Source organism: Enterobacter sp. A8 (assembly GCF_004296595.1).
Taxonomy (GTDB): Bacteria; Pseudomonadota; Gammaproteobacteria; order Enterobacterales; family Enterobacteriaceae; genus Enterobacter; species Enterobacter cloacae.
Window position 1 is genome coordinate 93,283 of sequence record NZ_SCMF01000007.1, and the last position, 13,503, is coordinate 106,785.

Annotated in this window: 11 protein-coding genes and 2 tRNA genes; 8 read left to right on the forward strand and 5 right to left on the reverse strand. The window is 53.8% G+C overall.

The window, feature by feature from the left end; translation table 11 throughout:
• Positions 1-98: 98 nt before the first annotated feature.
• Together putP and EQV24_RS21335 are read left to right on the forward strand one after the other, a co-directional pair.
• Positions 99-1,607 (forward strand): sodium/proline symporter PutP, encoded by a 1,509-nt coding sequence (putP, locus tag EQV24_RS21330; protein ID WP_029882760.1) that lies wholly within the window; start codon positions 99-101, stop codon positions 1,605-1,607.
• Positions 1,608-1,724: 117 nt separating this feature from the next.
• Positions 1,725-2,144, forward strand: coding sequence for a DUF3574 domain-containing protein (locus EQV24_RS21335; protein WP_095440289.1), 420 nt, complete (start codon positions 1,725-1,727; stop codon positions 2,142-2,144).
• Between the two features lie 70 nt (positions 2,145-2,214).
• Here the strand turns inward: EQV24_RS21335 and EQV24_RS21340 are convergent, their stop codons facing one another.
• Positions 2,215-3,399, reverse strand: a complete 1,185-nt coding sequence (locus EQV24_RS21340) for a nucleoside transporter C-terminal domain-containing protein (RefSeq protein WP_095440288.1) — start codon at positions 3,397-3,399, stop codon at positions 2,215-2,217.
• 250 nt (positions 3,400-3,649) lie between these two features.
• Here EQV24_RS21340 and efeU point away from each other — a divergent pair, with 250 nt between their 5' ends.
• The 5 genes from efeU to EQV24_RS21370 all read left to right on the forward strand — a co-directional run bounded on the left by efeU (position 3,650) and on the right by EQV24_RS21370 (position 10,149).
• Positions 3,650-4,483, forward strand: coding sequence for an iron uptake transporter permease EfeU (gene efeU / locus EQV24_RS21350; RefSeq protein WP_013097186.1), 834 nt, complete (start codon positions 3,650-3,652; stop codon positions 4,481-4,483).
• Positions 4,484-4,526: 43 nt separating this feature from the next.
• Positions 4,527-5,654, forward strand: coding sequence for an iron uptake system protein EfeO (efeO, locus tag EQV24_RS21355; protein WP_130627029.1), 1,128 nt, complete (start codon positions 4,527-4,529; stop codon positions 5,652-5,654).
• Positions 5,655-5,659: 5 nt separating this feature from the next.
• A complete protein-coding gene (gene efeB, locus EQV24_RS21360) occupies positions 5,660-6,943 on the forward strand; it encodes an iron uptake transporter deferrochelatase/peroxidase subunit (RefSeq protein ID WP_038419084.1) in 1,284 nt (427 codons plus the stop codon).
• A gap of 500 nt (positions 6,944-7,443) precedes the next feature.
• Positions 7,444-8,235 carry a phosphate starvation-inducible protein PhoH gene (gene phoH / locus EQV24_RS21365; protein WP_013097183.1) on the forward strand — a complete coding sequence of 264 codons (792 nt, stop codon included), beginning with the start codon at positions 7,444-7,446 and terminating at the stop codon, positions 8,233-8,235.
• 408 nt (positions 8,236-8,643) lie between these two features.
• On the forward strand, positions 8,644-10,149 hold the full coding sequence (locus EQV24_RS21370) for an alanine/glycine:cation symporter family protein (protein WP_038419085.1): 1,506 nt from the start codon (positions 8,644-8,646) through the stop codon (positions 10,147-10,149).
• Positions 10,150-10,341: 192 nt separating this feature from the next.
• Here EQV24_RS21370 and EQV24_RS21375 read toward each other — a convergent pair.
• The 3 genes from EQV24_RS21375 to EQV24_RS21385 form a co-directional block, all read right to left on the reverse strand.
• Positions 10,342-10,429, reverse strand: a tRNA-Ser gene (locus tag EQV24_RS21375).
• Positions 10,430-10,566: 137 nt separating this feature from the next.
• Positions 10,567-11,244 (reverse strand): isochorismatase family protein, encoded by a 678-nt coding sequence (locus tag EQV24_RS21380; protein ID WP_020689641.1) that lies wholly within the window; start codon positions 11,242-11,244, stop codon positions 10,567-10,569.
• A 20-nt stretch (positions 11,245-11,264) separates the two neighbouring features.
• Positions 11,265-12,125, reverse strand: a complete 861-nt coding sequence (locus tag EQV24_RS21385; RefSeq protein WP_130627030.1) for a pirin family protein — start codon at positions 12,123-12,125, stop codon at positions 11,265-11,267.
• A gap of 109 nt (positions 12,126-12,234) precedes the next feature.
• Between EQV24_RS21385 and EQV24_RS21390 the strand changes: the two genes are divergently transcribed.
• Positions 12,235-13,140 (forward strand): LysR family transcriptional regulator, encoded by a 906-nt coding sequence (locus tag EQV24_RS21390; protein ID WP_047024588.1) that lies wholly within the window; start codon positions 12,235-12,237, stop codon positions 13,138-13,140.
• Between the two features lie 131 nt (positions 13,141-13,271).
• Here EQV24_RS21390 and EQV24_RS21395 read toward each other — a convergent pair.
• Positions 13,272-13,359 (reverse strand) — tRNA-Ser (locus EQV24_RS21395).
• Between the last annotated feature and the right edge of the window lie 144 nt (positions 13,360-13,503).

The window sequence follows — 13,503 nt, forward strand, 5'->3', positions numbered from 1 at the left end:
CGCGCGGCCAACAGAAACACAGATACCCATCACCCCGTTCCGGTGATGACATAACAAGGCAACCCGGACGGTTGTCGCTCGACTTTTGGAGAATTTGAATGGCAATGAGCACACCGATGCTGGTGACATTTCTCGTTTATATTTTTGGCATGATCCTGATAGGGTTTTTGGCATGGCGTTCTACAAAGAACTTTGACGACTACATTCTGGGTGGCCGCAGTTTAGGCCCAATGGTGACTGCGCTTTCTGCGGGGGCATCGGACATGAGTGGCTGGCTGCTGATGGGGCTGCCGGGTGCGATTTTCATCTCCGGCATCTCTGAAAGCTGGATCGCCATTGGCCTGACTCTCGGGGCGTGGATTAACTGGAAGCTGGTAGCAGGCCGTCTGCGCGTGCATACCGAAGTGAACAACAACGCCCTGACGCTGCCGGATTATTTCACCGGCCGTTTCGAAGATAACAGCCGCATCCTGCGCATTATCTCGGCGGTGGTGATCCTGCTGTTCTTCACTATTTATTGTGCCTCCGGCATTGTGGCCGGTGCGCGTCTGTTCGAAAGCACCTTCGGCATGAGCTACGAAACCGCCCTGTGGGCCGGTGCGGCGGCTACCATCCTCTACACCTTCGTGGGTGGGTTCCTGGCGGTAAGCTGGACCGACACCGTGCAGGCGAGCCTGATGATTTTCGCCCTGATCCTGACCCCGGTGATTGTGATCTTCACCGTAGGTGGTTTTGGCGAGTCGCTGGAAGTGATCAAGCAGAAGAGCATTGAAAACGTCGATATGCTGAAAGGGCTGAACTTTGTCGCCATCGTCTCCCTGATGGGCTGGGGTCTGGGCTATTTCGGTCAGCCGCATATCCTGGCGCGCTTTATGGCGGCCGATTCTCACCACACCATCGTTCATGCGCGTCGCATCAGTATGACGTGGATGATCCTCTGCCTGGCAGGGGCGTGCGCGGTGGGTTTCTTTGGCATTGCATACTTCAACAACAACCCGGCGCAGGCGGGCGCGGTAAACCAGAACGCCGAGCGTGTGTTTATCGAGCTGGCGCAGGTGCTGTTTAACCCATGGATTGCCGGTATTCTGCTCTCCGCTATTCTGGCGGCGGTGATGTCCACCCTGAGCTGCCAGCTGCTGGTCTGCTCCAGTGCGATCACCGAAGACCTCTACAAGGCATTCCTGCGTAAAGGCGCAAGCCAGAAAGAGCTGGTGTGGGTAGGGCGCTTCATGGTGCTGGTGGTGGCGCTGGTGGCCATTGCGCTGGCGTCGAACCCGGAAAACCGCGTGCTGGGTCTGGTGAGCTACGCGTGGGCGGGCTTTGGTGCGGCGTTTGGTCCGGTGGTGCTGTTCTCCGTGATGTGGTCGCGTATGACCCGTAACGGCGCGCTGGCGGGGATGATTATCGGTGCGGTCACGGTTATCGTCTGGAAACAGTTCGCGTGGCTGGGTCTGTACGAAATTATCCCGGGCTTCATCTTCGGCAGTCTCGGTATTGTGGTCTTTAGCCTGCTGGGTAAAGCGCCGTCTGCCTCCATGCAGAAACGCTTTGCGGAAGCGGATGCCCATTACCACACTGCGCCGCCGACGAAGCTCCAGGCTGAGTAATTTTTCTTCCTGCACACTGTAAGCCGGGTGAGCGTCAGCGCCACCCGGCTTTTTTCTTGCCAAAATCCGTAATTTACGGTGATATCGCTGCACTTATAACAATGAGGATAGCGAAGCATGACAATCAAAACAGGGTTACTGGCAGCGGCATTCCTGATGCTGGCTGGCTGTACGGCACCGTCGCAGCATATGGCGACTGACACCTGCAAAGTGGATAACCAGATGCAGCAGACCACGCTTTATTTCGGCTTAAATCGTCCGGCCGGGGCGCAGATCACCCCCGACGAGTGGCAGCAGTTTGTTGACCGGGACGTGACGCCGCGTTTTCGTGATGGCTTAACGGTGTTTGATGCGCGCGGACAGTGGCTGGGCAACGACGGTAAAGTGGCGCGTGAGCCGAGCAAGGCGTTGATGCTGATCCACGGAAAAGATGCGCAGAGCGAGAAGAACATTGAGGCGTTACGCGGGATCTATAAATCCCGCTTTGCGCAGGAGTCGGTGATGCGGGTCGATCAGCCGGTGTGTGTGCAGTTTTAAAGAAAACGGCGGGATAACCCGCCGTTGTTGTATCGTAGGCCGGGATCGCTGCGCGCCACCCGGCATCACATCACAGCACCAGGCCCGCAAAGCTCGCCGACAGCAAACTCACCAGCGTCGCGCCATACACCAGACGCAGACCAAACCGCGACACCACGTTGCCCTGCTGCTCGTTCAGGCCCTTGATTGCACCTGCGACAATACCGATAGAGGCGAAGTTGGCGAACGACACCAGGAACACGGATAAAATTCCCAGCCCGCGCGGTGACATCTGATGCGCAATTTTTTGTAGCTCAATCATCGCCACAAATTCATTCGCTACCAGCTTAGTTGCCATAATACTGCCGGCATTTAAGGCATCGCCCAGCGGAATACCCACCAGCCACGCCAGCGGATAAAACACATAGCCCAGGATCTGCTGGAAGCTCATACCAAATACGCTGGAGAAGAGGGCGTTAATGGCGCTAATAAGCGCAATAAAGCCAATCAGCATCGCCAGAATAATCATCGCCACTTTAAAACCGGCCAGAATATACTCGCCCAGCATTTCGAAGAAGCTCTGGGATTCATGCAGTTTTTCGAGCTTAATATCCGGCTCCGCTTCCGGGCGAACCGGGTTGATGACGGAGAGAATAATAAAGGTGCTGAACATGTTCAGAATGAGCGCCGCCACCACAAATTTAGCGTCGAGCATGGTCATATAGGCACCGACAATCGACAGGGAGACGGTCGACATGGCCGTGGCCGCCATGGTGAACAGACGACGTGACGAGAGATCGCCCAGTACGCCCTTGTAGGCAATAAAGTTTTCAGACTGTCCGAGGATCAGCGAACTCACCGCGTTAAAGGATTCCAGCTTGCCCATGCCGTTCAGTTTTGACAGCAGCGTGCCAATCAGCCGAATAAAAATCGGCAGAATGCGCCAGTGCTGAAGAATACCAATGAGTGCGGAGATAAAAATAATCGGGCAAAGCACGCCGAGGAAAATGAACGCCAGCCCTTTTTCACCCATTCCGCCAAAGACGAAATTGGTCCCTTCGCCGGCAAATTTCAGCAGTGATTCAAAGAAACCGGAGATGTATTTAATCAGGAATAACCCGCTTTCGGCGTGCAGGAAAAAGAACGCCAGCGCAATTTCAATAACGATCAGCTGTAAAACAAAGCGAATGCGAATTTTTCGGCGGTCAAAACTTACCAGCCAGGCAAGCGCAAGAATAATCACCAGCGCCAGCAGGAAATGGACAATCTTAAACATGGTTTATTTTCGGTTAGTTTGCGAGGCGGATATTTAGCCACAGCGCTGATTAACCGTAAATGGGCATTTTCGTTATACCTTATAAACCGGAACGTCACGAGCGCAACTATTACCCCGCGATGCGTTTACAACTCGTCATCAAAAACCACACATTTCGCTTGTTTTTCTTATCGCCGTAATGATAATCACTATCACAAGAATTTACCTTTCTTTGCATCAGTTGACCGCGATAAACATTTAAGGTGTCTGCATGTTTGTTCCATTTCTCATTATGTTACGCGAAGGCCTGGAAGCGGCCCTCATTGTTAGCCTCATCGCCAGTTATCTGAAGCGAACCCAGCGCGGACGCTGGATTGGGGTGATGTGGATAGGGGTTTTCCTCGCCGCTGCGCTCTGTCTGGGCCTGGGCATTCTGATCAATGAAACCACCGGTGAATTCCCGCAGAAAGAGCAGGAGCTGTTCGAAGGTATCGTTGCGGTGATAGCGGTGGTGATCCTCACCTGGATGGTGTTCTGGATGCGTAAAGTCTCGCGTAACGTGAAGGTGCAGCTGGAGCAGGCGGTAGATAATGCCCTGCAGAAGGGAAATCATCACGGCTGGGCGCTGATCATGATGGTTTTTTTCGCCGTGGCGCGTGAAGGTCTGGAATCCGTATTCTTCCTGCTGGCTGCCTTTCAGCAGGATGTGGGGATCTGGCCACCGCTGGGGGCGATGCTGGGGCTGGCAACGGCCGTGGTGCTGGGTTTCCTGCTCTACTGGGGCGGCATTCGCCTGAACCTGGGGGCCTTCTTTAAATGGACCAGCCTGTTCATTTTGCTGGTGGCCGCAGGGCTGGCGGCAGGGGCGATCCGCGCTTTCCATGAGGCGGGTCTGTGGAACCACTTCCAGGATGTGGCGTTCGATCTTAGCAATGTTCTTTCTACCCATTCACTGACCGGCACGCTGCTCGAAGGGATCTTCGGCTATCAGGAAACGCCAAGCGTCAGTGAAGTGGCGATGTACTTTATCTATCTTATTCCGGCGCTGGCGCTGTTCTTTATGCCATCGCGCCCCAGTGCTCAGCCGTCGCGTACTGCGCCCTGATGTGCTTACTGTAGTTACAACATACTTTTAAAAGGGAAGGGTCATGACAATTCAATTTCGTCGTAGTGCGTTACAGGTTGGTGTGGCAGCGCTTGTTGCTTCTGCCTTCGCCGCTCAGGCTGCTGATATTCCACAGGTCAAGGTGACGGTGAATGATAAGCAGTGTGAGCCGATGACCATTACGGTCAACAGCGGTAAGACACAATTTATTATTCAGAACCACAGCCAGAAAGCGCTGGAGTGGGAAATTCTCAAAGGCGTGATGGTCGTGGAAGAGCGCGAAAATATCGCGCCGGGCTTTAGCCAGAAAATGACGGCTAACCTGCAGCCGGGTGAATATGACATGACCTGCGGTCTGCTGACCAACCCGAAAGGTAAGCTCATCGTTAAGGGGAATGCCACAGCGGATGCCGCGAAAGGCACGGCCCTGCTGAGCCTGGGCGATGCCATCACCGCTTATAAAGCGTACGTCGTCAAAGAGACGGCAGACCTGGCGGCGGGAACCAAAGCCTTTACGGATGCGGTGAAAGCGGGCGATATCGACAAAGCGAAATCCCTGTATGCGCCCACCCGTCAGCACTACGAGCGCATTGAGCCGATTGCGGAGCTGTTCTCCGATCTTGATGGCAGTATTGATGCCCGTGAAGACGATTACGAGCAGAAAGCGGCCGATCCAAAATTCACCGGCTTCCACCGTCTGGAGAAAGCCCTGTTTGGCGATAACTCCACCAAAGGGATGGAGAAGTATGCCGATCAGCTCAACAGCGACGTGCTGGAGCTGCAAAAGCGCATCAGCGAGCTGGCCTTCCCGCCATCTAAAGTGGTGGGCGGTGCGGCCGGACTGATTGAAGAAGTGGCCGCCAGCAAAATCAGCGGTGAAGAAGATCGCTACAGCCACACTGATCTGTGGGATTTCCAGGCGAACGTCGATGGCGCGCAGAAAATTGTTAACCTGCTGCGCCCACAGCTGCAGAAAGAGAATAGCGAGCTGCTGGCAAAAGTGGATGCCAACTTTAAGAAAGTCGACACCATTCTGGCGAAGTACCGCACCAAAGACGGGTTTGAAACCTACGACAAACTGACCGACGCCGACCGTAACGCGCTGAAAGGCCCGATTACCACCCTGGCGGAAGATCTCTCCCTGCTGCGTGGCGTACTGGGTCTGGACTAAGCACGATGAACAAGCATGACGAATACGACGTGGCAGAACCGTCACGTCGTCGGTTGTTGAAAGGGGTAGGGGCGCTGGGGGGCGCATTTGCCCTGGCCGGAGGGTGTCCGGTGGCGCATGCGGTAAAACCGCAAAGTGCGCCCGGTACGCTGTCACCGGATGCCCGTATGGAGACGCAGCCTTTCTATGGCGAACATCAGGCGGGCATTCTGACACCACAGCAGGCCTCCATGATGCTGGTGGCCTTTGATTCGCTGGCAAGTGATAAAGCTGACCTGGAGCGCCTGTTTCGCCTGCTGACCACGCGCATCGCGTTTTTGACTGCAGGGGGACCGGCGCCAGAAACGCCAAATCCACGACTGCCGCCTATGGACTCGGGGATCTTAGGGTCGTTCATCGCCCCGGATAATCTGACCATTACGGTGTCGCTGGGCGAATCGCTGTTTGATGAACGTTACGGGCTGGCAAAACAGAAGCCGAAAGCGCTGCAAAAAATGACGCGTTTCCCGAATGATTCTCTGGATGCTGCTCTCTGCCACGGCGATCTGCTCCTGCAGATTTGCGCTAACACGCAGGACACGGTGATCCACGCTCTGCGGGATATCATCAAACACACGCCTGATCTGTTGAGCGTGCGCTGGAAGCGGGAAGGGTTTATCTCTGACCATGCTGCCCGCAGCAAAGGCAAAGAGACGCCGGTGAACCTGCTGGGCTTTAAGGATGGCACCGCCAACCCGGACAGCAGCAACGGCGCGCTAATGAAAGAGGTCGTCTGGGTCACAGCCGATCAGGGTGAGCCTGCCTGGGCCGTCGGCGGGAGCTATCAGGCGGTGCGGGTGATTCAGTTCCATGTGGAATTCTGGGATCGCACGCCGCTTAAAGAGCAGCAGACGATCTTTGGCCGTGACAAGCAGAGCGGGGCGCCGCTTGGCATGAAGCACGAGCATGATGTGCCGGATTACGCCAGCGATCCTAATGGCGATACCATTGCGCTGGACAGCCATATCCGGCTGGCGAACCCGCGCACCAAAGAGACGCAGTCAAGCCTGATGATGCGCCGGGGCTATAGCTACTCGCTGGGGGTGACCAACTCCGGTCAGCTGGATATGGGGCTGCTGTTTGTCTGCTATCAGCACGATCTGGAGAAGGGTTTCCTCACCGTGCAGAAGCGGTTAAACGGTGAAGCGCTGGAAGAGTACGTTAAACCTATCGGCGGCGGCTATTTCTTCGCGCTGCCCGGCGTGCGCGATTCGAACGCATGGCTCGCGCAAGGGCTGATAGAAGCCTGATAATTGTCCCTGCGATAGTTCGCGGGGACATTATTTTTTCATATGACTATCCCTCTGTTATATTTCTGTAATATTCCTGTATGAGACTGTTTTCAACTGCAGGAGCAGTCTTAAAAGTTGCGTTCAGGTAAAATAAATGTTGCATTTATGATAATCCCTGATGTACTTAAGATAAGACAGCGGTAGTTCCCGGCAGTGATGCTGAATCACTATGGAGATCGCGAATGGTATCGTCCTGTACTGGACAAGGTAAACACAACAACCGCAGTACCCGGCGCGGAGGCTCAGACTCCGGCAGCGATTTCCTCACCACTAAATTTTCCCCTTCTATTCAGAAACCAGATTCTACCGACGTGCAGAATGGTGCGCGTAGCTATTCTGTATCGTCATCCGGCAAGGCAAGCAATGGCTTACAAGGAAGCCAACCCTCTGATGTTCGTGCGCATAATCGTGCCGAAACTGGCGCGTGTGATGAATACCAACAACTCAAGGTGCTATCCATGGGAAGACAAAAAGCAGTGATCAAAGCTCGTCGCGAAGCAAAACGTGTGCTGAGACGGGATTCACGTAGTCATAAACAGCGTGAAGAAGAATCGGTCACCTCGCTTGTGCAGATGAGTGGCGTAGAAGCAATTGGCATGGCGCGGGACAGCCGTGATAATTCCCCAATTGTGGCGCGCAATGAGGCTCAGGCGCACTACCTGAATGCTATCGAGAGTAAACAGCTCATCTTTGCAACCGGTGAAGCCGGATGCGGTAAAACCTGGATCAGTGCAGCCAAAGCAGCGGAGGCCCTGATCCATAAGGACGTGGAGAGAATTATTGTTACCCGTCCGGTACTGCAAGCTGATGAAGATCTCGGCTTCTTGCCCGGGGACATATCGGAGAAGTTTGCCCCTTACTTCAGGCCCGTTTATGACGTGCTGGTGAAGCGACTGGGTGCATCCTTTATGCAGTACTGCCTGCGACCAGAGATTGGCAAGGTGGAAATCGCGCCGTTCGCCTATATGCGCGGACGTACATTTGAAAATGCGGTCGTCATTCTTGACGAGGCTCAGAACGTGACCGCTGCGCAAATGAAGATGTTCTTAACGCGCCTCGGGGAGAACGTGACGGTTATCGTCAATGGCGATATTACCCAGTGCGACCTGCCATCCGGCGTGAAATCCGGCTTGAGCGACGCCATGTCACGTTTTGAGGAAGACGACATGATTGGGGTAGTACGCTTTACCAAAGAAGATTGTGTGCGGTCGGCGCTGTGCCAGCGCACGCTGGAAGTCTATTCCGACTGACGGTAAAACATCGCCGTTTTACCGCTCACCTGTCATCCCTTCCCGGCGTAATGCCGGGAAGCTTCTTTTATTTCTTCTCACGACTCGCGTCTGGTTGTCTTTTATAAGATTGCCTGTCTTGCGGAATTCATCATGTCGGTTATTCATTTTTGACGCTGGTTTTTTATCACGCTCAGCGAAATGTGATGTGTATTTATAATATCCACAAAGTACCCATGAATATCATGATCGCGCTAATTGTTCGCTCAAATTTAAACGTGAATGTTGTCACATAATGTTACTAAGATGTGAAAATTAAGTTGGTGTATTGTGTCTAATTCTCTATGTTTCGTACTGATTCAAACAACATTCTAACAAGAAAATCCCATGGGGAACCGTTTCCCTGGAACATCACGTTGAGGGTCATACATGAACGAACTGGTTGGTGCAATTAACGGTGTTATCTGGAGCCCGGCGTTAATATTTTTATGTCTGGGTGTCGGCCTCTATTTCTCATTACGTAGTCGTTTTTTGCAGTTACGTCATATAAAACATATGATTACCTTGATGTTTCAGGGGCGTCCTACCGATGCTGGTGTATCGTCGTTCCAGGCACTGACGATGACGCTGGCAGGGCGTGTAGGGACCGGGAACATTGCAGGCGTCGCCACCGCTATTACCTTCGGTGGACCGGGCGCACTTTTCTGGATGTGGATTGTGGCGTTTTTGGGGGCCAGCTCTGCGTTTGTGGAATCTACGTTGGGCCAGGTTTATAAAGAAAAAATCAACGGTGAATATCGTGGCGGTCCTGCCTTTTATATTGAAAAAGGATTAGGCGTTAAATGGTATGCATGGTTATTTGCCGTCGTCACCATTTTCTCCTGCGGTTTATTACTGCCAGGGGTACAAGCAAACTCGATTGGTGCCAGCCTGGATATTGCATTTGGGCTTGATCCAAATGTCACGGCAGCATTACTTGCCGTACTGTTAAGTTTTATTATTTTTGGTGGTGTAAAAAGGATCGCCAGTTTTAGCAGTATGGTCGTTCCGTTTATGGCGCTCGGCTATATTATTGTGGCTTGCGTTATTATCGCCATTAATATTACCGAGCTTCCTGGTGTGATTCTGTTGATCTGGAAAAGCGCTTTTGGTCTGGAAGCTGGTTTTGGTGCCATTCTTGGTCAGGCTATCATGTGGGGCGTTAAGCGCGGGGTCTATTCCAATGAGGCGGCGCAAGGTACCGGGCCGCATGCGTCATCTGCGGCGGCAGTGAGCCATCCGGTGAAGCAGGGGCTGGTTCAGGCTTTCTCGGTCTATATCGACACGCTGTTTGTCTGCTCGGCGACCGGGTTTATGCTGTTGATCACCGGTCTGTATAACGTCCAGGGCATTGACGGTGCTGCACTCTATACCGGTATTTCCGGCGTGGCAGCAGGGCCTGGCTATGTGCAGACGGCAATGGAAAGTATGATGCCAGGCTTTGGTAATTACTTTGTTGCTGTTGCGCTGTTCTTCTTTGCCTTCACAACCATTATTGCTTACTACTATATTGCTGAAACTAATATCGCCTTCATCAACCGTAAAATTCACCGTCCATGGCTGACATTCGTTCTCAAATTATGCCTGATGGCTTCAACGGTATATGGCACAGTCCGTACGGCGGATCTGGCATGGGGGCTGGGGGATATTGGGGTAGGGCTGATGGCATGGCTTAACATTATTGCCATTGTGCTTTTACATAAAAAAGCGTTTGCCAGCCTTAAGGATTATGAAATTCAGAATGCGCAGGGGGTGGATCCGCACTTTGACCCGATTCGACTGGGGATTAAAAACGCGGATTACTGGCTGGAAGAGCGTAAAGATGAACCTGCTGCGAATCCAGAACAGACGACTTCTGTCGTGAGAGAGCAGAACGCAGGGAAACTGAACAATTAATCGTGGTAGCCCGTATTAATTTACGGGCCCATGGGTCTTGTAGGCCGGGTAAGCGTTAGCGCCACCCGGCGAATAAGGCGACTACGTTGCTGAACTGTCTTTGTCGAACCCCGGTCGGGGATTCTCATCCCCCCTTTCGGAGACTATAAAAGAAAAAAGCCCGTACTTTCGCACGAGCTCTTGTCTTAAATATGGCGGTGAGGGGGGGATTCGAACCCCCGATACGTTGCCGTATACACACTTTCCAGGCGTGCTCCTTCAGCCACTCGGACACCTCACCATATTGTTTTGCTGCCTGACCGCTTGGGGGGCAACGGGGCGCTACTATAGGGAGTTGCGCTAAAACGGTCAAGCAGATTTTCAGCTTTAGTGCGTGTTCGGTTAAGCCTTAATCAGCTTTGGTCACAGCACGGGCACTTAACGCTGTGAATCGAGCGCTTCACTGTTTTTCACCACTTCCTGCGCCTTACCGTAGCTCTCGATCAGCAGCTGGTACGCCGGGAAAATGTGCGTGTAGACTTCTGCCCACTCGGCCGCATCTTCACGGTTCCATGTCCGCTGGATCTCAGAGGCAACAGCCGCCGTATCCATTGGCACCACGCCCGCCTGCACCACACGGGCCAGGGTGATCTCCTGCGCCATTTTGCTGTAAGTACCGGACGCATCAATCACCGCAAAGACTTTATAGCCATCCGCCACTGCGCTAATCGACGGAAACGCCATGCAGACGCTGGTGATGGTACCGGCGATAATCAACGTCTTACGTCCGGTGGCTTTAACCGCGGCCACAAATTCCGGGTTATCCCAGGCGTTGATCTCCCCTTTACGTGCCACATACTGTGCATGCGGCGCGTTGGCATGAATTTCCGGGATGAGCGGACCGTTCGGGCCCTGCGGGACGGAAGCGGTGGTGATCACCGGGATGTTCGCAAGCGTCGCGATTTTCGCCAGAGCCGCCGCACGGGCACGCAGCTCTGGCATCGGCATATCGCCGACGGTCTGGAACAGGCCACTCTGGTGGTCGATAAGCAACATCACCGCATCGTTCACATCAATGACCGGACGTGCTCCATTAAAGTTGGCAGGTGTAGACATGTTCATCTCCTTTATTACGGTTAGATCTGGCCGAAACGGCCGGAGTTGAAATCACGAATGGCTTCATTGATTTCGGTTTTACTGTTCATCACGAACGGGCCGTAGCCCACAATCGGTTCATTTAGCGGCGCACCGGCCATCAGCAGTACTTTGGCATCGCTGCTGGCTTCCAGGTGTAACCTGTCACCTTCCTGACTCATGACCACCAGCTGTGCTTCTCCCGCGTGAGCCGTACCGTTCACCGTGACATGGCCTTCCAGCACCACCAGCGCCGTGCTCCAGCCCTCTGGCTGACTGAGCGTGACGTGGCTGCCCTGGTTGAGGGCAATGTCCCACACGTTCAGCGGTGAGAAGGTATGCGCCGGGCCGCTAACATCGCCGTAGTGACCAGCGATAACCCGCAGCGAGCCGCTGTTGTCGGGCAGCGTCACCACCGGGATATCGGCTTTGGTAATGCTCTGATAGCCCGGCGTGGCCATTTTGTCTTTCGCCGGCAGGTTGACCCAAAGCTGCATCATCTTGAGTTCTCCGCCTTTGTGCGCGAACGCGCTGGAGTGGAACTCTTCATGCAGAATGCCTGCACCGGCTGTCATCCACTGCACGTCGCCCGGACCAATGACGCCGCCTCTGCCGGTGGAGTCGCGATGCTCCACTTCGCCGGAATAGACAATGGTGACCGTTTCAAAACCACGATGCGGATGCTCGCCCACCCCGCGTTTTGTGCCATCCGCCGGGAAGGTATGTGGGCCTGCGTAGTCCAGCAGTAAGAACGGGCTCAGCGACTCGCCGTGTGTCTGATAAGAAAACATCGAACGCACCGGGAAACCATTGCCAACCCAGTGTTGACGGGGGGCGGTATAGATGCCTGTTACGTTTTTCATGATGAACTCCTGATGTTCTGTTGATGTAATTAGCTTATATTCAGAGTTAATGTTCCGGTAGAGAGTGAAAATGGCATTCACTGTTCTGAAAATAGAACGATGAGGATTTATGCAGGATCTCAATGACTTTGTGTGGTTTGTGAAAGTGGTCGACTACGGTGGTTTTGCAGCAGCAGGGCGGGCACTCGATCTGCCTAAGTCCAGGCTGAGCCGCCGTATTGCGCAGCTTGAAGAGCGGCTCGGCGTGCGGTTAATTCAACGTACAACGCGACAATTTACGGTAACGGAGGTCGGGCAGACGTTCTATCAACACTGCAAAGCCATGATGGTTGAAGCGGAAGCAGCGGAAGAAGCCGTGGCCGCGCTGCAGGCGGAACCGCGCGGTATCGTCAGGCTCACCTGTCCTGTCACGTTGTTGCATGTGCATGTCGGCCCGATGCTGGCGCGGTTTATGGTGCGCTATCCCGGGATCAACCTTCAGCTGGAAGCAACGAACCGGCGGGTGGATCTGGTGGGGGAAGGTGTGGATGTGGCGATCCGCGTGCGTCCCCGTCCGTTTGATGACAGCGATCTGGTATTACGGGTGCTTGCCGACCGGGGACATTGCCTGGTCGCGGGCCCGGCCTTGATTGAACGCCTGGGAAAACCGTCGATGCCGTCAGAACTCAGCGCCTGGCCCGGGTTGAGTATGGGCGAGGGTAAGCATATCCATAAATGGCAATTATGCGGCCCGGAAGGCGCGAAAGCAGAAATCCATTTTATCCCGCGCCTGATTACCACCGACATGCTGGCGCTGCGTGAAGCGGCCATGGCGGGCATCGGTGTGGTGCAACTGCCGATATTGATGGTGAAAGATCAGCTGGCATCAGGAGAGCTGATTCGGGTGCTGGAGGCGTGGGAGCCAAAAAGAGAAGTGATTCATGCGGTTTATCCATCAAGACGCGGATTACTGCCGTCCGTCAGGGCGCTGGTGGATTTTCTTACAGAAGAGTATGCACGGATGGTTGAAGAGTAGCTTTTTGTAGGTCGGGTAAGCGCAGCGCCACCCGACATAAAGAGCGCAGGGGGCTCAAGGTTCTCATCCCCCTCAAGCGAGCAACATGCGAAAAAAAAGCCCGCATTTTCATGCGAGCTCTTCTTTAAATATGGCGGTGAGGGGGGGATTCGAACCCCCGATACGTTGCCGTATACACACTTTCCAGGCGTGCTCCTTCAGCCACTCGGACACCTCACCATATTGTCATCCCGTTGTTGTCGGGACGGGCGCTAATGTAAGGAAAAGCCGAACAGCCGTCAACACACTTTTTCAGTAAATTAGCGCATTTAGACAAACTTCAAACAACATGATTCTTAAATGTGCTGAAAGCGCCTTTTTTAT